Genomic DNA, 21,305 nt, shown 5'->3' on the forward strand with positions numbered 1-21,305 from the left:
GGTGGTGGGCTCCGTCACCGGGGCACCGGCGGCCGGGGGCCTGGGAGGAACGGCCAGAGGCAGCGGGCGCGCGGAGGGACGGGGCCGTTGCGTCACCGGACCGTCGGGTGGCTCTCCGCGTCCGTGCGGGCCTGGCTGCGGGCTCGGCGGGCGGGGCCGCGCCAGCCGCAGCTGCATCTGGCCACGCAGAAACGGCCCTGCTCCGCCGTCGTCGTGAGGTGTTCCTGCCCGGGCCGGGCACGCTCCGGCCCGTCCTGCTGCGCCGCGGTGACTGCCACGCCGACAACGGTACCCAGCCGGCGGCGAAGCCACCCCCGCGCATGCCCGGGGTTTCCGCGCCTCCGCTCGGTGCCCGGGGCGGCGCGTGACGGCGTTCCCCAGCCGTCGTTATCCGGACGACAGGGCGACCCGTGACGGACACTCCGGCTGGGGGTAGGCAGGCGATGGATCGGCGGCAGGACAGACGCGCGGGCAGGACGGTCGTCGCGGTGGGCATCCTCCTGGGCCTCGGGACGGCCGCCACCGGCTGTGCCGGCAGCGGGGCCGCCGCCGAGGACGTCAAGGGCGGCGGCGATCCGGTCGCCGTGCTGCACCGGGCGGCCGACGCGCTGCGTGACGCGGGCAGTTCCAAGGCCGGCACCTCCATGGAGATGGCGACCGGCGGCACCCGGGTCACCATCCGCGGCCGGGGTGTCTACGACTACCGGCACCGCCTGGGCCGGCTCACCGTCATGCTGCCCGAGGATCCCGCGGGCACCTCCGAGCACCGGCCCATCACCGAACTCCTCGCCCCGGGCGCGCTGTTCATGAAGAACCGGGGCGCGGGCGTGCCCGCCGACAAGTGGGTGCGGGTGGACAGCGCGACGCTGTCCGACGGCAACCTGGTCACCGGCGGCGCGACCGACCCGTACGCGGCGGCCGAGGTGCTGCGCGGGACGCGGCAGGCGGTGTTCGTCGGCCGGACCCGGGTCGGCGGGACGGCGGTGCGGCACTACCGGGGCATCGCCGACCTGGCCCGGGCGGCCCGGTCCGCCTCCGCCGGCAACGCCGCGTCCCTGGCCGCCGCGGCGAAGGGCTTCGCCACGGCCGCGGTGCCGTTCGACGTCTACCTGGACGACCAGGGCCGCATCCGCAAGCTCCGGCAGCGCTTCAGCTTCGTCAACGGCCGCCGGAAGGCCACCGTGGCGGTCGCCTCGACCCTGCTGCTGTACGACTTCGGCGTCCCCGCCGAGGTGCGGCTGCCGGCGCCGGCGGACATCTACGCCGGCCGGGTCGCCGAGCGCACCACCACCGGCGGGGTCGGAAACCGGCCGGAGCACTAGTCCGGGACACCACCCGGTAAGTAGCCCGTCCGTGCCATGCGCGGCGTGTGGGCCGCTGCCTACCCTAGGAAGTCGGTGACGGCGGGAAAGAGGTGAGGCGGGTGGCTCCGGTCGGTGGTACGGCGGTACAGGACCACGTGGCTCTCGCCGAGATCGAACTGTGCGGAGAGCTGATCATCGCGGCGTCGGCGGCCGAGGACCGGCTCAGCCTGGAGAGCATCGACAAGGTTCTGCGGGTGGCGAAGGAGCGGGATCCGGCCTGACGGCTACCCCGACCGGGACCGGGACCGGACGACTCAGGTGCGCAGCAGGCGGCCGATCGCCTTCGTCGCCTCGTCCACCTTCGCGTCGATCTCGTCACCGCCCTTGACGGCCGCGTCGGCGACGCAGTGCCGCAGGTGCTCCTCCAGCAACTGGAGCGCGAAGGACTGGAGCGCCTTGGTGGAGGCGGAGACCTGGGTGAGTATGTCGATGCAGTAGGTGTCCTCCTCGACCATCCGCTGGAGCCCGCGGATCTGGCCCTCGATGCGGCGCAGCCGCTTGAGGTGCTCGTCCTTCTGCTGGTGGTAGCCGTGCGTGGCGCCGGCCTCGGTCGTCGTCATCGCTGGCCTCCGTCTCGGAACGAGCTGCGGACAAAAGGGAAACATACCCCCTGTGGGTATATGGTAACGAACTTTGCGGGGTAGAGGGCCGTTGGTACGCCCCCGTGCTGATCACCGAGGTTCATGGGCGACACTGGGGGACGGCCCATTAGCCGTGGCCGGATGATGCGCCTAGCATCAGCCTGACCGAAACCGAAGCACCCCGAGGACCCCACGTGCGCTTTCGTCTGACCCCCAGGGAGACGAGCTTCTACGACATGTTCGCCGCGTCCGCGGACAACATCGTCACGGGCTCGAAGCTCCTGATGGAACTGCTCGGGGCGGACTCCTCCGCCCGGGCCGAGATCGCAGAGCGTATGCGGGCCGCGGAACACGCCGGTGACGACGCCACGCACGCGATCTTCCACCAGCTGAACTCCTCCTTCATCACGCCCTTCGACCGCGAGGACATCTACAACCTCGCGTCGTCCCTCGACGACATCATGGACTTCATGGAGGAGGCCGTCGACCTGGTCGTCCTCTACAACGTCGAGGAACTGCCCAAGGGCGTCGAGCAGCAGATCGAGGTCCTGGCCCGGGCGGCCGAGCTGACGGCCGAGGCCATGCCGAACCTGCGGACCATGGACAACCTCACCGAGTACTGGATCGAGGTCAACCGGCTGGAGAACCAGGCGGACCAGATCCACCGCAAGCTGCTCGCCCAGCTCTTCAACGGCAAGTACGACGCGATCGAGGTGCTGAAGCTCAAGCAGATCGTCGACGTCCTGGAAGAGGCGGCGGACGCGTTCGAGCACGTGGCGAACACGGTGGAGACCATCGCCGTCAAGGAGTCCTGAGGCGTCGATGGACACCTTTGCCCTGATCGTGACCATCGCGGTCGCGCTCTTCTTCACGTACACCAACGGTTTTCACGACTCCGCGAACGCGATCGCCACCTCGGTGTCGACGCGGGCGCTGACCCCGCGGGCGGCCCTCGCCATGGCGGCCGTGATGAACCTCGCCGGCGCCTTCCTGGGTTCCGGGGTCGCCAAGACGGTCAGCGAGGGCCTGATCGAGACACCCCAGGGCTCGAAGGGGCTGGGCATCCTCTTCGCCGCGCTGGTCGGCGCGATCGTCTGGAACCTGGTCACCTGGTACTTCGGGCTGCCCTCCTCGTCGTCCCACGCGCTGTTCGGCGGCATGGTGGGCGCGGCGCTGGCGGGCGGCACGGACGTGCTCTGGAGCGGCGTCCTCGACAAGATCATCATTCCGATGTTCCTGTCGCCGGTCGTGGGTCTGATCGTCGGCTACCTGATGATGACCGCGATCATGTGGCTCTTCCGGCGGTCCAACCCGCACAAGGCCAAGCGGGGCTTCCGCATCGCGCAGACCGTCTCGGCGGCCGGCATGGCGCTCGGCCACGGCCTCCAGGACGCCCAGAAGACCATGGGTGTCGTGGTGCTGGCCCTGGTGATCTCCGGCCACTCGACGTTCGACGACCCGATCCCGGTCTGGGTGAAGCTCGTCTGCGCGATGATGCTCTCGCTCGGCACCTACGCCGGTGGCTGGCGGATCATGCGCACCCTGGGCCGCAAGATCATCGAACTGGACCCGCCGCAGGGGTTCGCCGCGGAGACGACGGGCGCGTCGATCATGTTCACGACCGCCTTCCTCTTCAAGGCGCCGATCTCCACGACCCACGTCATCACCTCGGCGATCATGGGTGTGGGCGCGACCAAGCGCGTCAACGCCGTCCGCTGGGGCGTGGCGAAGAACATCGTCCTCGGCTGGTTCATCACGATGCCGGCCGCCGCGCTGGTCGCCGCCGCGGCCTTCGGGATCGTCGACCTCGTGGCGCTCTGACGGACAACGCGTCGGGCCCGCCCCCGGGATCCGGGGGCGGGCCCTTCTGCATCCTCGCGGTGGCACCGCCATGCAGCACCGCGAGGGGTCCTGGGGTCAGCCGAAGCGGCCCGAGATGTAGTCCTCGGTGGCCTGGACGGACGGGTTGGAGAAGATCCGCTCGGTGTCGTCGATCTCGATCAGCCGGCCGGGCTGGCCGACCGCCGACAGGTTGAAGAACGCCGTGCGGTCCGAGACCCGCGCCGCCTGCTGCATGTTGTGCGTCACGATGACGATCGTGAAGCGCTCCTTCAGCTCGCAGATCAGGTCCTCGATGGCGAGCGTCGAGATCGGGTCCAGCGCCGAGCAGGGCTCGTCCATCAGCAGGACGTCCGGCGCGACCGCGATCGCGCGGGCGATGCACAGGCGCTGCTGCTGGCCGCCGGACAGGCCGGAGCCCGGCTTGTTCAGGCGGTCCTTGACCTCGTTCCAGAGGTTCGCGCCCTTGAGCGACTTCTCGACGACGTCGTTCAGTTCGCTCTTCTTGTAGTTGCCGTTCAGCCGCAGGCCCGCCGCCACGTTGTCGAAGATCGACATGGTGGGGAACGGGTTCGGGCGCTGGAAGACCATGCCCACCTCGCGGCGGACGGACACCGGGTCGATACCGGTGCCGTAAAGGTCCTCGTCGTCGAGCAGCACCTTGCCCTCGACACGGCCACCCGGGGTGACCTCGTGCATCCGGTTCAGCGTGCGCAGGAACGTCGACTTGCCGCAGCCGGAGGGGCCGATGAACGCCGTCACCGAGCGCGGCTCGACGGTCATCGAGATGTCTTCGATCGCCTTGTGGGAGCCGTAGTAGGCGGTGAGTCCGCTCACGTCGATTCGCTTGGCCATTACTACTTCACTTCCAGTCAGTCGCACTGGCGGGCCCCGGTCGGCGGCCGGCCACGCGGCGGTAGCCGCGGATTGTCAGCGCGGGGCCTTCCAGCGGGCGATACCGCGGGCCACCAGGTTGAGGATCATCACGAAGGCGATCAGCGTGAGGGACGCCGCCCACGCGCGGTCGTACGCCGCGTTGGCGCCCGCGCTCTGCGCGTACTGCTGGTAGATGTACAGCGGCAGCGACGCCTGGGCGCCCTCGAACGGGTTGTTGTTGATGAACGGGTTGCCGAAGACGAGCAGCAGGACCGGCGCCGTCTCGCCCGCGATACGGGCGATGGCGAGCATGATGCCGGTGGTGATGCCGCCGATGGACGTCGGCAGGACCACCTTCAGGATGGTCCGCCACTTCGGCACGCCGAGCGCCAGGGACGCCTCGCGCAGCTCGTTCGGGACGAGCTTGAGCATCTCCTCGGTGGAGCGGACGACGACCGGCATCATCAGGATGGCCAGGGCCAGCGAACCGGCGAAGCCGAACGGCTGCATCTTGAAGATGAGCATCAGGCTGAGGATGAACAGACCCGCGACGATCGACGGGATGCCCGTCATGACGTCGACGAAGAAGGTCACCGCCTGCGAGAGGCGGCCCCGCCCGTACTCGACCAGGTAGATCGCGGTGAGCACGCCGACCGGGGCACCGATGACGGTGGCGAGGCCGACCTGCTCCAGGCTGCCGATGATGGCGTGGTAGATGCCGCCGCCGGCCTCGGAGTCGGCGACGACGCCCATGGAGTGGCTGAGGAAGTAGAAGTCGAGGACCTTCGTGCCGCGCGAGACGGTCGTCCAGACCAGGGAGACCAGCGGGACGACGGCGAGCAGGAAGGCGACCCAGACGAGGGAGGTGGCGACCCGGTCCTTGGCCTGCCGGCGGCCCTCGACCCGGGTGGCGATGCCGTAGGTGCCGAGGACGAAGAGGATCGCGGCGATCAGGCCCCACTGGACCTTGCTGTGCAGGCCGCCGGCCAGGCCGATGACGACCGCCAGGACGATCGAACCGGCGGCGATGGCCCACGGGGACCACTTCGGCAGGCGGGCGCCGCGCAGCGAGCCGGGGCGCTTGTCGGTGACGGCTGCGGTGCTCATGCGTTGGCCCCCGAGTACTCCTTGCGGCGGGCGATGATCGCGCGGGCCGCGCCGTTGACCACCAGGGTGATGACGAACAGGACCAACCCGGAGGCGATCAGCGCGTCGCGGCCCTGCTCGGTGGCCTCACCGAACTTGCTGGCGATGTTCTGGGCGAAGGTGCCGCCGCCCGGGTCGAGCAGGCTGAGATGGATGTCGTAGTCCGGGGAGAGCACGGTGGCGACGGCCATCGTCTCGCCGAGGGCGCGGCCGAGGCCGAGCATCGACGCGGAGATCACACCGGAGCGGCCGAAGGGCAGGACGGACATGCGGACGACCTCCCAGCGGGTGGCGCCGAGGGCCAGCGCGGCCTCCTCGTGCATCCGCGGGACCTGCCGGAAGACCTCACGGCTGACGTTGGTGATGATCGGCAGGATCATGATCGCCAGCAGGATGCCGACGGTGAGCATCGCACGGGGGGCCCCGCCGTCCCAGGCGAACAGGCCGGTCCAGCCGAGGTAGGTGTCCAGCCAGCCGTACAGGCCCTGCATGTGCGGGACGAGGACGAGGGCGCCCCACAGGCCGTAGACGATGGACGGCACGGCGGCGAGCAGGTCGATCACGTAGGCGATGAGACCGCTCAGCCGGCGCGGGGCGTAGTGGGTGAGGAACAGCGCGATCGCGACGGCGATCGGGACGGCGATGGCCATGGCGACGATCGAGGAGACGACCGTGCCGAAGGCCAGCACCGCGATGCCGAACACCGGCGGGGTGAGGTTGGTGTTCCACTCGAAGGTGGTGAGGAAGTTCCCGTGGTCCTTGCTGATCGCGAGGGAGGCGCGGTAGGTGAGGAACACCGCGATCGCGCCCATCACCGCGAGCAGCAGGATGCCGGAGCCGCGGGTCAGGCCCAGGAAGATCCGGTCACCGGGGCGGGTTGCGCCACGGGACGCGCGCTTCTGCTCCGTCACCGGGGGCTGGGGGCTTGGAGGGGGAACGTCGGTCGTCGTCGATATGTCCATCGGGTTCTCCGGTCTGCGGAGTCGCGCCCCCATCTGGGGCCGCGACTCGTGGCGGCGGTGCACCGGACGGTGCGGCCCGGACCTGCGTGGTCCGGGGCCGCACTCTCGGATCAGGTCAGCTCAGGCCCTCGATGGTGGAGCGGACCTTGGTGATGATCTCGTCGGGGATCGGGGCGTAGTCGTTCTGCGCCAGCACCTTCTGGCCGTCCTCACCGGCGATGTAGCGCAGGAACGCCTTGGTGGCGGGCAGGGTGTCGGCCTTGTTGCCCTTGTCGCAGACGATCTCGTAGGTGACCAGGGTGATCGGGTAGGCGCCGTCGGCCTTGGTCTTGTAGTCGAGCTGGAGCGACAGGTCCTTGCCGGTGCCGACGACCTTGGCGGCCGCGATGTCGGCGGTGGCGGAGTCGGTCGACGGCTTCACCGGGGACTTGGCGCCGGTGTCGATGGAGACCGTGGAGATGTCCTTGGCGTAGGACAGCTCGAAGTAGCCGATCGCGCCGGAGTTCTGCTTGACGCCCTGGGCCACACCGGCCGAACCGGACGCCGCCTGGCCGCCCTTGGCCTGCCAGGCCTTGCCGCCGGAGTACTTCCAGTTGTCCGGCGTGGTGGCGATCAGGTACTTGGTGAAGTTGTCCGTGGTGCCGGAGTCCTCGGAGCGGTGGAACGCCTGGATCTTCAGGTCGGGCAGCTTCGCGCCGGGGTTCAGCTTCTTGATCGCCGCGTCGTTCCAGTTGGTGATCTTGCTGTCGAAGATCTTGGCGAGGGTCGGGGCGTCCAGGACCAGGTTGTCGACACCCGGGACGTTGTAGCCGAGGGCGATCGGGCCGCCGACCATGGGCAGGTCGATGCCCTGGCCGCCGGAGCAGACCTTCTTGGAGGCGGTGACCTCTTCGGGCTTCAGCGCGGAGTCCGAACCGGCGAACGCGATCTGGCCCTGGTTGAAGGAGGTGACACCGGCACCCGAGCCGGCGCCCTTGTAGTTGATCTGCACGTGGCAGGCCTGGGAGAAGGCCTTGACCCAGGCGTCGATCGCGTTCTTCTGCGCGGAGGAGCCGTCCGCGAGCAGCTGCCCCTTGGCGTCGTCGCACTTGACCGATCCGGTGCCGGCCGACGCGGAGGTGTTGCCCGACGCCTTGCCGCCGCCGCCGTTGTCGTCCGAGCCGCACGCCGTCAGCGCCAGGGCGCCGGAGACAGCGACAGCACCGAGGGACAGGGCGCGCAGCCGGTTCTTGCGCTGAAGCTTCACTTCTGGTGGTTCCTTCCAGGAGCCGCCGCTGTCGGCGGCGCGCGAGGGTCGAGAAAAGATGCACGAGTGTGTCGAGCGCGTTCATGCCCGCACTCAGCACCCGGTACGGCCGAAATTAGGCAGAACAGGTGAAGCCACCAATGGCCGGAAGTGAACGAGGAGTGAACCCCTGCCGTCGGCCCGGTGAGGTCACGGAATGCTCACGGGGAGAGCACGTGGAGGTTCCGGCGGCGGGACCACACGGACGTATATTCGCTGTTCTTCATCCGGTCGGGGGAACCCCGCGGTGCGGGGCGTCGTCTCGTTCCCCGAGAGCCGACGAAAGGCGACGGACATGGAACGGCGTACGTTCATCTCGGGCGGCACGGCCGCCCTGGCGACGACCGCACTGACGGCGTGCGGTGCGGGCGGAGGCGGTTCCGCCCCGGCCGCGGCGCACCCGGGCGCACCGTCGGGTTCATCGTCGCTCACGGGCCTGCGGACCACCAGCGCGAGCGCCGCCGCGAACTGGGCCGCCCTCGCCCGCGACCTCGACGGCACCCTGGTGCGGCCCGGTGACGCCTCCTGGAAGACGGCCCACCAGCTGTACAACACCCGCTTCGACGGCCTCAAGCCGGCCGCGGTGGCCTACGTCGCGCATCCCGCCGACATCCGGACGACCCTGGCCTACGCCCACGCGCACCGCGTCAAGGTGTCGATCCGCAACGGCGGCCACTCCTACGCCGGCTACTCCTCCGGCGACAACCGGCTCATCCTCGACGTCTCCCGGCTGAACCGGGTCCGGGCCGGCGGCGGCCAAGCCGTCGTGGGCGCCGGCGCCAAGCTGATCGACGTCTACCGCGCGCTCGCCGCGAAGGGCGTCACCCTGCCCGCCGGTTCCTGCCCCACCGTCGGCATCTCCGGGCTGGTGCTCGGCGGCGGCCACGGCGTCGTCTCCCGCGCCTACGGCCTGACCTGCGACAGCCTCACCCAGGCCACCGTGATCACCGCCGACGGCACCCAGGTCACCGCGGACGCCACCCACCACTCCGACCTGTTCTGGGCGCTGCGCGGCGCCGGCAACGGCAACTTCGGCGTCGTCACCGAGCTGCACTTCCGGACGCACCCGGCACCGCAGGCCGTGACCGCCTACCTGACCTGGCCCTGGGCCAAGGCCGCCCGGGTGTTCAAGGCCTGGCAGGAGTGGGGCCCGAGCCAGCCCGACGAGATCTGGTCCGCCCTGCACCTGTCGTGCTCCCCCGGCCGCGCCCCGAGCGTCTCGGTCTCCTGCTTCTCCCTCGGCACCTACGGCGAACTCAAGAACGCCGTGGACCACCTGGCCCAGCGGGCCGGCGCCGACGCCGCCTCCGTCACCCTGCGCCGCCGCGGCTACGAGGAGGCGATGGAGATCTACGCCGGCTGCTCCTCCTTCTCCACCGACGCCCAGTGCCACCTGCCCGGCTCCACGCCGGGCCGCTCCCCGCAGGGCAGGCTCGGCCGGGAGACGTACGCGGCCCGCTCCGACTTCTTCGACCGCTCGCTGTCCGCGGCCGGCATCCAGACCGTGCTCAAGCAGACCGCCGCCGTGCGGGGCGGCGCGGGCAGCATCGCGTTCACCGCCCTCGGCGGCGCGGTCAACCGGGTCTCGCCGACCGCCACCGCGTTCGTCCACCGCCGCTCCCGGATGCTGGCCCAGTACATAGTGTCCTGGGGCGCGGGGGCCTCCGGAAGCACCGCCCAGTCCTGGCTGACGTCGGCCCACAGCGCGATGAAGCCGTACGCCTCGGGCGCCGCCTACCAGAACTACACCGACCCGACGCTGAAGGACTGGAAGGCGGCGTACTACGGGGACGCGGCCGCCCGTCTGGCCAAGGTCAAGAAGCAGTACGACCCCCAGCGCTTCTTCTCCTACACGCAGGGGCTGTAGCACCCGCCGGGGGTCATCCCCCGGCGGGGGACACCGGCCGGCGCCGGCTCACGCGGCCAGGTCCCGTTCCTCGGACTCCGCCGGCCGGTGGGCGCCGGCGAGGACCGGGACGCCCGGCGCCGAGCGCCGCCGCACCAGGCCGCCCACCCACGGCGAGCGCTCCACGGCCCGCATCAGCGGGGTCAGCAGGGCGGTGGCCGGCGGGGACAGGAGCAGGACGACCGCCGTACCGAGCGCGAAACCGCCGACGACGTCCGTCGGGTAGTGCACGCCCATGTAGACCCGGCAGAAGCCCTCCAGCAGGGCCAGGGCGATGCCCACGAGGCCGAAGCGGCGGTGGGCGACGAACAGACCGACCCCGAGCGCCATCGTGATCGTCGCGTGGTCGCTGACGAAGGAGAAGTCGTTCTTCCCGGCGACGAGGACGTCCAGCCCCTCGTGGTCCAGGAAGGGGCGGGGGCGCTGCACGAAACCCCGTATCGGGACGTTCACCAGCACCGCCAGGCCGGCCGCCAGCGGTGCCCACAGCAGCGCGGCCACCGAGGGCGCCGCCTCCTCGCCGCCCCGGCGCCGCACCGACCACCAGCAGCCCAGGATCAGCAGCACCATGGCCAGCAGCAGGCCGTACTCGCCGACGAACGCCATGACCCGGTCCCACCAGTGCGGCGCTTCCTTGGCCAGGCCATTGATGTCGTAGAGCAGGTCGACGTCGGGGTTCGATCCGGAATCGGCGAGTACAGCCATGGTGCTGCGGCCCCTTCGTCGTTCGTCCGGACGCACCGGGTGTGCGTCGCTCCTGCCCCCCGTGGTACGTAGATCCGCATCCGCTGCACTGCCGCACTGACGTCCGCTCGGCTACGTCAACAGGAACGCACAGCCACCATTCATACGTTCCACTCTCCACCGAATGATCACGCAGACGTTATCGAAGAGAGACTCATCGCCGCAGCTCAGGGGGCGGGTTCACGCACGGTTCACACCCTTGTGGGGAGTGCTTTTGCGCCATCTTCGGTGACCCTGGTCGCCCCGAAGTAGTCCGGGGTGTCGACGGGGTCGAACCGGATCACGGCACCCGTCCGGGGCGCGTCGATCATGTACCCGCCGCCGACGTAGATACCCACGTGCCGGATGGCCCGGGAGTCGGTGAGATTGTCCGAGAAGAACACGAGGTCGCCGGGGAGCAGCTGGTCCCGCGAGGGGTGCGGGCCGGCGTTGTACTGGTCGTTGGCGACCCGGGGCAGGGTGATGCCGACCTTCTCGTACGCGGCCTTCGTCAGACCCGAGCAGTCGAAGCGTCCGCCCTGGTCGGCGGTGCCGTTGCCGCCCCACAGATAGGGCGTGCCGAGCCTGCTCTGCGCGAAGGCGATGGCACCCGCCGCCGCCCGGGTGGGGTCCAGCCGGCTGACCGGCGCGGCGAAGCTCTCCTCCAGGCTGCGGATGCGCTGGACGTAGTTCCGCGTCTCGCTGATGGCCGGGACCCCGCGCGCCCTTATGACACGGTAGGCGCCCGCGTTGTAGGCGGCGAGCATGTTGTCGGAGACGTTGCCGGGGACGTCCTTGACGTACTTGGCGAGTTCGCAGTCGTACGACGCGGCCGACGGAATCGCGTCATTCGGGTCCCAGATGTCCCGCCGGCCGTCGCCGTTGCCGTCGATGCCGTGGGTCGCCCACGTGCTCGGGATGAACTGGGCGATGCCGCGGGCGTCGGCCGGGCTGACCACCGTCGGGTTCCACCCGCTCTCCTGGTACAGCTGGGCGGCGAGCAGCGCCGGACTGAGCGCCGGGCACAGGTTGCCCCACTGCTGCACGAGCGACTTGTAGGCGGCCGGTACGGCGCCCTTGGCGAGCCCCCGGGCACCCGAGGTCGCCCCGTTGACCAGGTTCCCGGCCACGATGTACACCCCGACGACGAGCAGCATGACGAAGCCCATGCCGAGCGCGACGGCCGCCCCACCGAACACCCATACCTTCCGCACGGTTCAACTTTCCCCCATGCGGACCCCGTTCAAGGCCATTTGGACGCGAAGTGGCGTCATTTCACCGCTGAACCGCCCGACTGACGCCTGCTCAGGACTCAGACACCGCGTCCCGGTACAGCTCGGCCGCCTCGCCGCCCAGCACCACGCTGTAGGAGACGTCGGCCGTGTCCCCGCCCTGCTCATGACCGCCGATGACACCGACGACCTGGCCGTCACCGTTGACCCAGGGGCTGCCGCTGGTGCCGCCGGTGAAGTCCGGGCACGTGATGCGCTGCTGCGTCCTGCTGTGCGATGCCGGCCTGTCGGTGCAGCTGATGGGCGCCTCGCGGGAGTCCGGGTAGCCGGTGACGGTCACGGCGGTGGCACCGGTGGCCACCCCGGCCGCGAACCGGTTGGCCCCGACGACGTCCTCGAGGCGCTCACCGTCACGCTCGGCGACGGCGGCGAAGGCGACGTCGCTGTCCTCGTCCTGACCGCCGGTCCACCCGTCGGGCAGGAACCGCCGCGTCACCTTCCACACCCCGAACGGCGTCCGGCCGTCCCGGTAGCCCGGCGCGAACACCAGGTCGCCGTCGTCACCGTCCACGCAGTGCGCGGCGGTGACGACGAGGTCACCGCGCGGACTGTGCACCACCGAAGCGGTGCAGAAGTGACCGCCGGACGGCCTGCCCGCCCGGTCCGCGCCGAACAGCGCCCCGACCCGCGCGCTCTGGCGGGTCGCGACCGCATCGGCCGTGACCTCCAGCGGCCCCCGCCCGTCGTCGGCGGCGGCCACCGACGCCGAGGTCAGCGCCAGCAGCACCACCGCGCCGAGCAGCGCGGGCCGGGAGGTGACCGAGATGCGTGAGATGCGTGAGATGCGCTTCATCAAGCCCCACTCTGTCCCACGAAGCTGAGAAACCCGCTCCGACATCACTGAGATTCTCCTGTGAACACCCGGTGCCCCGCCACCGCAGATCCGAAAACCCAAGGGCCACCGGTCCCCCGCGCCCACCCGCCGACGACCCCATCGAACGTACGCCCGACCCCCGACAACCACCCCGGCCATCACCCCGCGAAGACCACGACGACCACGCCGTCCAGGTCCGCCAAGCCACCGGCCCCGCCACCCGTGAGAACATCGGCACGGAGCCTCACCCGACCGGCCGTCAGAAACCGCGCCACACAAGCGACCGGCCGTGAGGGAGGTCAACGACCGAACCACACGCCAGGTTCCGCTCCGACTTCATTGCCCGGGGTGACCTGCCGTGATACACAGAGTGACCGTGCGAGTCATTCGCACGAAACCCGCCAGCCAATGACGCCAAGTCGACATACGTAGGCGACGTTGTCGGCGACAATGAGGCCTGACCTCTGCACACCGCAGAGGCACACGCGGAACTACCCACCAGGGGCGGTGACTTACATGCTCTTTGCGGCCGACAAGGGAGACATCAACACCATCATCGGCGGGATCGCTCCGGACTGGGGCCCCTTCGGCAGCCTGGGCAACGAGGCCAAGGTGATGATCGAGGTGGTCATGGCCGTGGCCATCCTCCTCTGCCTCGGCCTCGCGGTATGGGGCGCGGCGAAGCAGCGCATCGGCGCCACGGCCCTGCGGGACACCTTCAGCGCGGAGCAGGGCAAGGGCCTGATCATCGCCGGCCTCACCGGAGTCTTCATCATCGGCTCCCTCGGCACCCTGTTCACCATCGTGTACGGCATGGCGGTGTAGCCCCTCCCCTCCCGGGCACGCCCGGCTGTCCCCTCCACCCCACCCACCCGTCGTGCCCACCGGCTGAGGTTGCGTCTCCCTGATGTCGAGTCACCACACCGCGCCCGCGCGGGAACCAGCACGGCTACCGTCGTACGTCTACGAGGTGGAGGGGGCGTACGCGGCATGAATCCCGGAGACGAACAGAGCTACAGCGATTACGGCGACACGGGCCACACCCGGACCCGCCTACCGGAGAACGACCCCTACGGCGGCGCCCCCCGCCGCCCCCACCGCTCCTCCTCCAAAAGCCTGGTCACGGTGGTCGGCGTGGTCGTCCTCCTGATCGCAGCCATCGCCTTCGCGAACAGGGGCGACGACACGACCAAGGACACCGCCACCACCAAGGGCTCCCGCCCCCAGACCTCCTCGACAGCCCCCTCAGGCACCCACCCCGTCGGCACCAAGACCACAGGCATCCCCTCGAACTTCCCCCGCACGGAACAGGGGGCGCAGAGTGCGGCGGCGAATTATGCGGTAGTTCTGGGGTCTGACGGCATGTTCAATACCGCCCGACGGCACCAGATCGTGCAGACCGTCGCCGATCCCAGCACGGTGAGCAGTCTCCAGGCTGGATTTGACGCCGATTACTCGTCCTCCTTCCTCAGGAAGGTCGGCCTCAATGACGACGGAAGCGCGCCCAAAGGCAGCACATTCGTGAACCGCACAGTGCCGGTAGGCACCAGGACCACAACGCTCAGCGAAGGCGCAGCGACGGTCGAGGTCTGGTGCAACGGCCTGTTCGGCCTGGCCAGCGACAGTTCAACCAACCCGGTGACCAGCAACTGGTTCACCGTGACCATGAGACTGAGCTGGGACAACGGTGACTGGAAGGTTCGGGAATCCACCCAGAAGACCGGTCCCACCCCCGTCACTGGTGACAACCCTGTGTCCGGGGCCGGCGACATCAGCAGGGCGGTTCAGGAGTTCGGAGGCTTCACCTATGCCCGGTAGCCAGCACCGCGCGCTCAAGCTCACCGGCCTAGTGGCCACCGTCCAAACAGCCGTCGTACTCCTGGCCACGCAAGCGGTCGCAGCCCCCCATCCGACACCTTCCAAGAGCGACGATCCCTGTTCATTGATCGCCGGTCCAGCTAAGAAGTACTGCGAGAACGGCAGCCACGGGTCCAAAGGCTCCTCCGGTATCACCAACAACCCCCTCACCGACACCCTCGACCCCCTTTCCTCTCTCGCGAAGGGCTGTGCCGACGCCGCCGCGTGGACCATCGGCAAGCTCAGTACCGCGGTGAAGGAAACCGCCAACGTAGACTTCACCAACGCGAAGTTCCTTCAGCAGTACGCCGTCGTCTTCGCCGCGTCCACGATCCTCACGCTGCTCCTGTGGCTCCTGGCCGTGGCCAAGCGGGCCGTCCGCGGTGTGCCGTTGACCACCGCCATCTCGGAGGCCATCGGGTTCCTGTGGCTGACGGTGCTCGCCTCCGCCTTCACGCCCCTGATCCTCTACACGGTCGTGTCGGCGACGGACGGCGTGACGGACGTCCTCGCCAAGGCCACCGGCGACCAGACCGACACGTTCTTCGGCACCTTCTCCGGCGCCCTGAACAAGGGCACCGACATCGGCGGCGGCCCCATCATGCTGATCGTGGTCTCCCTGGTCAGCATCCTCGCCGCCGGCATCCTCTGGCTGGAGCTGGTCATCCGCGCCGCCCTGCTCTACGTCGGCGCCCTCCTCGGCACCGTCGTCTACGCCGGACTGGTCGACAAGAACCTGTGGGGCCACGTACGCCGCTGGGCCGGCATCATGATCGCCGTCATCCTCGTGAAACCGGTCATCGTGATCGTGCTCGGCCTCGCCGGAGCCCTCTCCGGCGCCGACGGCCCCGACGCCTTCTCCGCCGTCGTCTCCGGCCTCGCCATCATCCTGCTCGCCATCTTCGCCAGCGCGATGATCTACCGTTTCGTCCCCGGCTTCGGCGACGAGATCGCCGGCTCCCGCAGCAACCGCATCATGCAGGGCGCCGAGGGCAAGGCCGCCGCCGTCATCAGCTCGCCCGCCACCCTCGTCGCCCAGGGCATCAAGACCCATAGCACCCGCGCCGACAACAACGGCGGCGGGGGCCAGTCCGGCGGTGCCCCGCGCCCGGCCAACCCCCTCACCGGTGGTGTCGCCGCCCACAGCAGCCGTACCCCGACCGGGAGCTCCGGCGGAGCCGTCCCCTCCGCCGCCCCCGCGCCCCGCGCGGCCAGCCCGGTCAACACCCCGCACGCCAGCAACACCCGCAACAACCGCTCGGGAGGTGAAGGGCGTTGACGACCGAGTCCCATCTGTCCCATCCGATCACGCCCCGCCGTACGTATCTGATCGGCCGCGCCCGGCCCAACGCGATCGTCGGCCGGAACCGCGAGTCCGGCGAGATCGCGCTGATCGTCATCGGCGCGTTCCTCGGCATGATGTGCGGCCTCCTCGTCCCGGTGCTGCCCCTGCGCATCGTGCTGCTGACCGGCTTCCCGCTGCTCGCGCTCGCCGCGGTCTACGTGCCGTACAAGCGCCGCACCTTCTACAAGTGGTTCGAGATCAACCGCAGCTACAAACGGACCGTCAAGCGGAATGCCCACTACCGCTCGACCGTCATGGAGGCCGGCACCGGCCTCGACGGACGCGAGGTCGAGATCGGCCCTCCCCCCGGCATCGGGCGCATCAACTGGCTCGCCGCCCCCTTCGGGCCCGACGAGATCGCCGTACTGCTGCACGCCGACCGCAAGACGGTCACCGCCGCCATCGAGATCGAGGGCCCGGGCGTCGGCCTGCGCGACTCCGAGGACCAGGAGGCCCTCGTCGACCGCTTCGGCACGCTGCTCAAGCACGTCGCCAACGGGGACGGCTTCGTCACCCGGATCCAGATGCTCGCCCGGACCCTGCCGGCCGACCCGGACGCGCACGCCAAGGACGTCACCCTGCGCGGCGACGACCGCTCCCCGGACTGGCTCCAGCGGTCCTACGACCAGTTGCAGTCCATGGTGTCCACCAGCAGCGAGCAGCACCGCGCCTACCTCGTCGCCTGCATGCACTACACCCGCGACCTGGCCTCCGAGGCGAACGCCATGGCCCGCGCCGTCCGCGCCCGCGGCACCAAGGTCGACCGGGACGCCGGGCTCGCCGTCGTCATGGCCCGCGAGCTGACCGACATCTGCTCGCGGCTCCAGGAGGCCGACATCCGCGTACGGCAGCCCCTGGGCCAGGGCCGGCTGGCCTCCCTCATCCACTCCATGTACGACCCCGACCACCCCATCGACCACATCCAGGCGATGACCCAGCGCAACGCCTGGCCGGCCGAACTGGACGCCATGGAGCCCACCTTCCTCCAGGCCAAGACCCGCGAGTCCCGCACCCGCGCCCCCTGGTGCCACGCCACCGCCTGGGTGAAGGAGTGGCCGATGACCCCCGTCGGCGTCAACTTCCTCGCCCCGCTGCTCGTCCACACCCCGGACGTCATCCGGACGGTCGCCGTGACGATGGACCTCGAACCCACCGAGGTGGCCATCGAGCGCATGCTGACCGAGAAGACCAACGACGACGCCGAGGCGTCCCGCGCCGCCAAGATGAACCGCACCGTGGACCCCCGGGACATCGCCGCCCACAACCGCCTCGACCAGCGCGGCGAGGACCTCGCCAGCGGCGCCGCGGGCGTCAACCTCGTCGGCTACATCACCGTATCCTCCCGTTCCCCCGAGGCACTCGCCCGCGACAAGCGCACGATAAGAGCTTCCGCCGGCAAGTCGTACCTCAAGCTGGAATGGTGCGACCGAGAGCACCACCGCGCCTTCGTGAACACACTTCCGTTCGCCACCGGCATCCGAAGGTAGGGGCTGATTCGCCGATGCGGGATCCGCTGTCCGTCCTCACCGAAGCCTTCACCTCCTTCCTCTTCGGGAAGGTCGAGACGACCCGGCTGCCGGTGCGCACCTCCACGGGCCAGGCCCAGGCCGTCTACCTGCCCACGGCCGCGCCCGGCCTCGGCGACTCCGGCGTCATCATCGGCCGCGAGGTCTACTCCGGGAAGGGATACATCTACGACCCCTTCCAGCTGTACGGCCAGCAGCTCCCGGCCCCCCACTGGCTCGTCCTCGGCGAGTCCGGCAACGGCAAGTCGGCGCTGGAGAAGACGTACGTCCTGCGCCAGCTGCGGTTCAAGGACCGGCAGGTCGTCGTCCTGGACGCCCAGGGCGAGGACGGGGTCGGCGAGTGGAACCTGATTGCCGAGGAGCTGGGGATAACCCCCATCCGGCTCGACCCGACGGCCGCCCTGAACCACGGGATCCGGCTCAACCCCCTGGATCCGGCGATCACCACCACCGGCCAGCTCGCGCTGCTCCGGACGATCATCGAGGTGGCGATGGGCCACGGCCTGGACGAACGCTCCGGCTTCGCCCTCAAGGTCGCCCACTCCTACGTCAACGAGACCATTCTCGACCGTCAGCCGGTCCTCACCGACATCGTGGAGCAGCTACGGCACCCCGAGCCGGAGTCGGCCGAGGCGATGAACGTCGCCATAGACGACGTACGGGCCTGGGGCCTGGACGTCGCCCTGGTCCTGGACCGGCTGGTCGACGGTGACCTGCGCGGCATGTTCGACGGCCCGACCACGGTCGGGATCGACCTCGACGCCCCGCTGATCGTCTTCGACCTCTCCCACATCGACCGCAACTCCATCGCCATGCCCATCCTCATGGCGATCGTCGGCGTGTGGCTGGAGCACACCTGGATCCGCCCCGACCGGAAGAAGCGCATCTTCCTGGTCGAGGAGGCCTGGCACATCATCAACAGCCCCTTCGTGGCCCAGCTGTTCCAGCGGCTGCTGAAGTTCGGGCGGCGGCTCGGCCTGTCCTTCGTGGCCGTCGTCCACCACCTGTCCGACGTGGTCGACGGTGCCGCCGCGAAGGAGGCCGCGGCCATCCTGAAGATGGCGTCGACCCGCACGATCTACGCCCAGAAGGCCGACGAGGCACGCGCCACGGGCCGGGTGCTGGGCCTGCCCAGATGGGCGGTCGAGATCATCCCGACGCTCACCCCCGGCATCGCGGTCTGGGATGTCAACGGCAACGTCCAGGTGGTCAAACACCTGATCACGGAGACGGAACGCCCACTGGTCTTCACCGACCGGGCGATGACCCAGTCGTCCAGCGACCTGGCGGCCGACGAGGCCCTGCGCGCGGCCGAGCTGGAGGCCGAGCAGCGCGCGGCGGCCTTCGTGGAGCAGCATCTGGGCGACTCCGAGTCGACGGTGGCGTAGGGAGGGGCAGGGTGAGACCGGACGACCGCCGTGACAGCCGCGGGGAGGGCCGGAGCGGCGGCATCCCCGACGGGCTGCTGGTCGGCATGCTCGCGTTCCTCCTCGGCATGACCCTGCTGGTGTGGACGGCCACGGGGCTGGCGGCCCGGTTCGCCCAGGGCGCCTGGCCCCACGGCGTCACCTTCACCAGGACCCCCCTGGCCATGCGGCACCTCATCGCCCGGCCCCACGACATCACCGGTGCCTGGCCGGACACCCCGCCGGCCCAGCTGCCCGGCTGGGGCCTGTTCTGGGGCCTGTTCATCGGCCAGCTGATGATCCTCTTCGTCCTCACCGTGTTCGTGATCGGCACGGTGACGCGATGGCGCGCGCGCCGGGCGACCATCGGACGCGGTGGGCCGACGGACGACAGGGCCGAGGTCAGCGGACCTGATGCGACCGTGCCTGTGACCAAGGGGCCTGTCGTCCCCGAGCCCATGACCGCGAGTCCGGCGTTCGAGGTCCCGGCCCCCGCACCGCCCACACCGGCACCGACACCCCCGCTCAGTCCCGCCTCCGCCCCCACGCACGAGATCCCGGCACCTCGCAGCGAGCCCGAGCCCCAGGGGGCCGGACCCCTGCCCGCCGGCGCCGCGGGGACGGGCGGTCGGGAAGCCTCCCGTACCGAGGGCCCGGTGCGCTACGGCACCCCCGCGACCCGGCAGCCGGCCGCGGTCCAGGCCATCAGGGACGCCGCCGGCCCCACCCTCGTCGTCACATCGAACCCGGCCCTCTGGGCGGAGACGAAGGACGCGAAGGCCAAGCTCGGCCCCACCCTTCTCTACGACCCCGCACACCTCTGCGACACCCCGGCCCGCCTCCACTGGTCCCCCACGGCGGGCTGCGCGGACAGACAGACGGCGCTGCACCGGGCGACAGCCCTCCTCGCCCCCGTACGGCCCACCGCCAGGATCGACCAGGCCGTGGCCGACACGGCGACCACCCTCCTGCGCAGCTACCTCCACGCCGCCGCCCTGGAGAACCGCACCATCCGCCACGTCCACCGCTGGACCCAGGGCACCCAGGTCCAGGACGCCGTACGGACGCTGCGCACCCACGCCAAGGCCGCCCCCGGCGCCGCGGGCGAACTCGAGGCGGCCCTCACCGCACACCCCGAACGCCGGGACATGGCGCAGGAACTGACCAGCAGGGCCCTGTCCGCCCTCTTCACGGTCAACATCCGCGAGGCCTGCACCCCGAACCGATCCGACGCCCTCGCCCTGGATTCCTTCGTCCACGAGGGGGGCACACTTTACGTGGTCGGTGAATCCATCGAGGACCCCCGGAGCAACCCGGGCGCGATGCCGCTCCTGACGGCCCTCGTCTCCAGCGTGGTCGAGCACGGCCGGCGCATGGCCGAACGGTCATCCTCCGGTCGGCTCGACCCACCACTCACCCTGGTCCTGGACGACATCGCCGCCGTGGCGCCGTTCCCCGAGCTGCCGGCCCTGCTCGCCACCGGAACCGACCAGGGCCTGCCGACGCTGGCCCTGCTCCGCTCCCGCGAACAGGCCCGCTCCCGCTGGCCGCACCAGGAACTGCCGGTCTGAAGACGTCGGCCGCATCGGTCTAAGCGGGCGGGTTCTCGGCCTGCCGGTCCAGGACGAACTCCAGCTCGTTCTCTGACTCGTCGTGGGGGAACGCGACGGCGAGTCCGCTCGGCAGGAACCCCGCCTTGCGGTAGGCACCCTGGGGCCGGCCCACGTTCCGTCCGGCGCCTCGGCGATGAACTGCTGGGACGTGGTGGATCCCGCACCGGACCGGACGGCCCGGTCCTGCCAGAACTCGTCGGGCCTGCCGGCAGCCTCCTCGTAGGTGTCCAGAAAGGCGATGCGCGCGGCCGGATCCCGCAACGAGTCGAGCCGCAGCTGCCGCACGGCGACCCACTCGTCGGGACGTATGGCACGGACGGTGTAGTCATCCCTGGTCAGGCCAGGTGCACCGGTGAGGCTGGTCATGTGGTCACCGTAGACCACTCCTTCCAGGAGGACACCGAACCGGACGGAAGAAGTCACTTTCTGACGGTCTTCAGCCGTGATCGGGGGTGAACGCAGAAAACCCCCGCATCGAAGATGCGGGGGTTTTCCCAAAGATTGTTCGGCGGTGTCCTACTCTCCCACAGGGTCCCCCCTGCAGTACCATCGGCGCTGTGAGGCTTAGCTTCCGGGTTCGGTATGTAACCGGGCGTTTCCCTCACGCTATGACCACCGAAACACTATGAAACACTTCAACCGAAACACCCCGTGACGGGGTGACGTGGTCGTGGTCTCAGAACCAACACAGTGAACGCGAGCATCAATGGACAAGCCCTCGGCCTATTAGTACCGGTCACCTCCACACGTTACCGTGCTTCCAGATCCGG

Annotated in this window: 21 protein-coding genes and 1 rRNA gene; 11 read left to right on the top strand and 11 right to left on the bottom strand. The window is 69.9% G+C overall.

Annotation, left to right across the window (positions count from 1 at the left end):
- Positions 1 to 92: 92 nt before the first annotated feature.
- Positions 93 to 278 (bottom strand): hypothetical protein, encoded by a 186-nt coding sequence (locus AB0F03_RS07500; protein ID WP_361987448.1) that lies wholly within the window; start codon positions 276 to 278, stop codon positions 93 to 95.
- 165 nt (positions 279 to 443) lie between these two features.
- Between AB0F03_RS07500 and AB0F03_RS07505 the strand changes: the two genes are divergently transcribed.
- Both AB0F03_RS07505 and AB0F03_RS07510 read left to right on the top strand, forming a co-directional pair.
- Positions 444 to 1,322, top strand: a complete 879-nt coding sequence (locus AB0F03_RS07505; RefSeq protein ID WP_361987450.1) for a hypothetical protein — start codon at positions 444 to 446, stop codon at positions 1,320 to 1,322.
- A gap of 101 nt (positions 1,323 to 1,423) precedes the next feature.
- The gene (locus AB0F03_RS07510; protein ID WP_361987531.1) at positions 1,424 to 1,585 is read left to right on the top strand and encodes a hypothetical protein; all 162 of its coding nucleotides are present in this window, start codon (positions 1,424 to 1,426) and stop codon (positions 1,583 to 1,585) included.
- Positions 1,586 to 1,618: 33 nt separating this feature from the next.
- Here the strand turns inward: AB0F03_RS07510 and AB0F03_RS07515 are convergent, their stop codons facing one another.
- The gene (locus AB0F03_RS07515; RefSeq protein ID WP_356818106.1) at positions 1,619 to 1,924 is read right to left on the bottom strand and encodes a metal-sensitive transcriptional regulator; all 306 of its coding nucleotides are present in this window, start codon (positions 1,922 to 1,924) and stop codon (positions 1,619 to 1,621) included.
- A gap of 215 nt (positions 1,925 to 2,139) precedes the next feature.
- On the opposite strand from AB0F03_RS07515, the gene AB0F03_RS07520 reads away from it, so the two are divergent.
- Both AB0F03_RS07520 and AB0F03_RS07525 read left to right on the top strand, forming a co-directional pair.
- A complete protein-coding gene (locus AB0F03_RS07520) occupies positions 2,140 to 2,760 on the top strand; it encodes a DUF47 family protein (RefSeq protein ID WP_121788071.1) in 621 nt (206 codons plus the stop codon).
- A gap of 7 nt (positions 2,761 to 2,767) precedes the next feature.
- Positions 2,768 to 3,766 carry an inorganic phosphate transporter gene (locus tag AB0F03_RS07525; RefSeq protein ID WP_361987452.1) on the top strand — a complete coding sequence of 333 codons (999 nt, stop codon included), beginning with the start codon at positions 2,768 to 2,770 and terminating at the stop codon, positions 3,764 to 3,766.
- Between the two features lie 96 nt (positions 3,767 to 3,862).
- Here the strand turns inward: AB0F03_RS07525 and pstB are convergent, their stop codons facing one another.
- From pstB to pstS, 4 genes are all read right to left on the bottom strand, one after another.
- Positions 3,863 to 4,639: a phosphate ABC transporter ATP-binding protein PstB gene (pstB, locus tag AB0F03_RS07530; RefSeq protein ID WP_361987454.1), complete on the bottom strand. Its 777-nt coding sequence runs from the start codon at positions 4,637 to 4,639 to the stop codon at positions 3,863 to 3,865.
- A gap of 75 nt (positions 4,640 to 4,714) precedes the next feature.
- On the bottom strand, positions 4,715 to 5,767 hold the full coding sequence (gene pstA, locus AB0F03_RS07535; protein WP_361987456.1) for a phosphate ABC transporter permease PstA: 1,053 nt from the start codon (positions 5,765 to 5,767) through the stop codon (positions 4,715 to 4,717).
- A complete protein-coding gene (gene pstC / locus AB0F03_RS07540; RefSeq protein WP_361987457.1) occupies positions 5,764 to 6,768 on the bottom strand; it encodes a phosphate ABC transporter permease subunit PstC in 1,005 nt (334 codons plus the stop codon). Before pstC ends, pstA begins: the two co-directional genes overlap by 4 nt.
- A gap of 115 nt (positions 6,769 to 6,883) precedes the next feature.
- Complete coding sequence (gene pstS, locus AB0F03_RS07545) at positions 6,884 to 8,014, bottom strand: phosphate ABC transporter substrate-binding protein PstS (protein WP_361987459.1); 1,131 nt, start codon at positions 8,012 to 8,014, stop codon at positions 6,884 to 6,886.
- A 334-nt stretch (positions 8,015 to 8,348) separates the two neighbouring features.
- On the opposite strand from pstS, the gene AB0F03_RS07550 reads away from it, so the two are divergent.
- Entirely contained in the window at positions 8,349 to 9,920 is a 1,572-nt protein-coding gene (locus tag AB0F03_RS07550; protein ID WP_361987460.1) for an FAD-binding oxidoreductase, read from the top strand.
- 48 nt (positions 9,921 to 9,968) lie between these two features.
- Here the strand turns inward: AB0F03_RS07550 and AB0F03_RS07555 are convergent, their stop codons facing one another.
- The 3 genes from AB0F03_RS07555 to AB0F03_RS07565 all read right to left on the bottom strand — a co-directional run bounded on the left by AB0F03_RS07555 (position 9,969) and on the right by AB0F03_RS07565 (position 12,767).
- The gene (locus AB0F03_RS07555) at positions 9,969 to 10,664 is read right to left on the bottom strand and encodes a phosphatase PAP2 family protein (protein ID WP_361987462.1); all 696 of its coding nucleotides are present in this window, start codon (positions 10,662 to 10,664) and stop codon (positions 9,969 to 9,971) included.
- A gap of 230 nt (positions 10,665 to 10,894) precedes the next feature.
- A complete protein-coding gene (locus AB0F03_RS07560; RefSeq protein WP_356818119.1) occupies positions 10,895 to 11,896 on the bottom strand; it encodes a bifunctional lytic transglycosylase/C40 family peptidase in 1,002 nt (333 codons plus the stop codon).
- Positions 11,897 to 11,987: 91 nt separating this feature from the next.
- Positions 11,988 to 12,767: a trypsin-like peptidase domain-containing protein gene (locus tag AB0F03_RS07565; RefSeq protein ID WP_361987463.1), complete on the bottom strand. Its 780-nt coding sequence runs from the start codon at positions 12,765 to 12,767 to the stop codon at positions 11,988 to 11,990.
- 537 nt (positions 12,768 to 13,304) lie between these two features.
- On the opposite strand from AB0F03_RS07565, the gene AB0F03_RS07570 reads away from it, so the two are divergent.
- From AB0F03_RS07570 to AB0F03_RS07595, 6 genes are all read left to right on the top strand, one after another.
- Positions 13,305 to 13,613, top strand: coding sequence for a hypothetical protein (locus tag AB0F03_RS07570; protein WP_016436843.1), 309 nt, complete (start codon positions 13,305 to 13,307; stop codon positions 13,611 to 13,613).
- 165 nt (positions 13,614 to 13,778) lie between these two features.
- Positions 13,779 to 14,606, top strand: a complete 828-nt coding sequence (locus AB0F03_RS07575; protein ID WP_361987465.1) for a hypothetical protein — start codon at positions 13,779 to 13,781, stop codon at positions 14,604 to 14,606.
- Positions 14,596 to 15,924 (top strand): hypothetical protein, encoded by a 1,329-nt coding sequence (locus AB0F03_RS07580; RefSeq protein ID WP_361987466.1) that lies wholly within the window; start codon positions 14,596 to 14,598, stop codon positions 15,922 to 15,924. Before AB0F03_RS07575 ends, AB0F03_RS07580 begins: the two co-directional genes overlap by 11 nt.
- The gene (locus AB0F03_RS07585; RefSeq protein WP_361987468.1) at positions 15,921 to 17,477 is read left to right on the top strand and encodes an SCO6880 family protein; all 1,557 of its coding nucleotides are present in this window, start codon (positions 15,921 to 15,923) and stop codon (positions 17,475 to 17,477) included. The genes AB0F03_RS07580 and AB0F03_RS07585 overlap by 4 nt, the downstream gene beginning before the upstream one ends.
- Positions 17,478 to 17,491: 14 nt before the next feature.
- Positions 17,492 to 18,904, top strand: a complete 1,413-nt coding sequence (locus AB0F03_RS07590; RefSeq protein ID WP_361987470.1) for an ATP-binding protein — start codon at positions 17,492 to 17,494, stop codon at positions 18,902 to 18,904.
- An 11-nt stretch (positions 18,905 to 18,915) separates the two neighbouring features.
- The gene (locus AB0F03_RS07595; protein ID WP_361987472.1) at positions 18,916 to 20,493 is read left to right on the top strand and encodes a type VI secretion protein; all 1,578 of its coding nucleotides are present in this window, start codon (positions 18,916 to 18,918) and stop codon (positions 20,491 to 20,493) included.
- Positions 20,494 to 20,512: 19 nt separating this feature from the next.
- On the opposite strand, the gene AB0F03_RS07600 is transcribed toward AB0F03_RS07595, so the two are convergent.
- Both AB0F03_RS07600 and rrf read right to left on the bottom strand, forming a co-directional pair.
- On the bottom strand, positions 20,513 to 20,647 hold the full coding sequence (locus tag AB0F03_RS07600) for a hypothetical protein (RefSeq protein WP_361987474.1): 135 nt from the start codon (positions 20,645 to 20,647) through the stop codon (positions 20,513 to 20,515).
- A gap of 391 nt (positions 20,648 to 21,038) precedes the next feature.
- Positions 21,039 to 21,155, bottom strand: a 5S ribosomal RNA gene (gene rrf, locus AB0F03_RS07605).
- Positions 21,156 to 21,305: the final 150 nt, after the last annotated feature.

The organism is Streptomyces sp. NPDC028722 (genome assembly GCF_040637655.1).
GTDB lineage: Bacteria > Actinomycetota > Actinomycetes > Streptomycetales > Streptomycetaceae > Streptomyces.

Coding starts and splice junctions, on each gene's coding strand:
- AB0F03_RS07580 (WP_361987466.1), top strand. CDS start 14,596: ATGCCCGGTAGCCAGCACCGCGCGCTCAAGCTCACCGGCCTAGTGGCC.
- AB0F03_RS07590 (WP_361987470.1), top strand. CDS start 17,492: ATGCGGGATCCGCTGTCCGTCCTCACCGAAGCCTTCACCTCCTTCCTC.
- AB0F03_RS07570 (WP_016436843.1), top strand. CDS start 13,305: ATGCTCTTTGCGGCCGACAAGGGAGACATCAACACCATCATCGGCGGG.
- AB0F03_RS07550 (WP_361987460.1), top strand. CDS start 8,349: ATGGAACGGCGTACGTTCATCTCGGGCGGCACGGCCGCCCTGGCGACG.
- pstA (WP_361987456.1), bottom strand. CDS start 5,767: ATGAGCACCGCAGCCGTCACCGACAAGCGCCCCGGCTCGCTGCGCGGC.
- pstB (WP_361987454.1), bottom strand. CDS start 4,639: ATGGCCAAGCGAATCGACGTGAGCGGACTCACCGCCTACTACGGCTCC.
- AB0F03_RS07515 (WP_356818106.1), bottom strand. CDS start 1,924: ATGACGACGACCGAGGCCGGCGCCACGCACGGCTACCACCAGCAGAAG.
- AB0F03_RS07565 (WP_361987463.1), bottom strand. CDS start 12,767: ATGAAGCGCATCTCACGCATCTCACGCATCTCGGTCACCTCCCGGCCC.
- AB0F03_RS07555 (WP_361987462.1), bottom strand. CDS start 10,664: ATGGCTGTACTCGCCGATTCCGGATCGAACCCCGACGTCGACCTGCTC.
- AB0F03_RS07525 (WP_361987452.1), top strand. CDS start 2,768: ATGGACACCTTTGCCCTGATCGTGACCATCGCGGTCGCGCTCTTCTTC.
- pstC (WP_361987457.1), bottom strand. CDS start 6,768: ATGGACATATCGACGACGACCGACGTTCCCCCTCCAAGCCCCCAGCCC.
- AB0F03_RS07575 (WP_361987465.1), top strand. CDS start 13,779: ATGAATCCCGGAGACGAACAGAGCTACAGCGATTACGGCGACACGGGC.
- AB0F03_RS07505 (WP_361987450.1), top strand. CDS start 444: ATGGATCGGCGGCAGGACAGACGCGCGGGCAGGACGGTCGTCGCGGTG.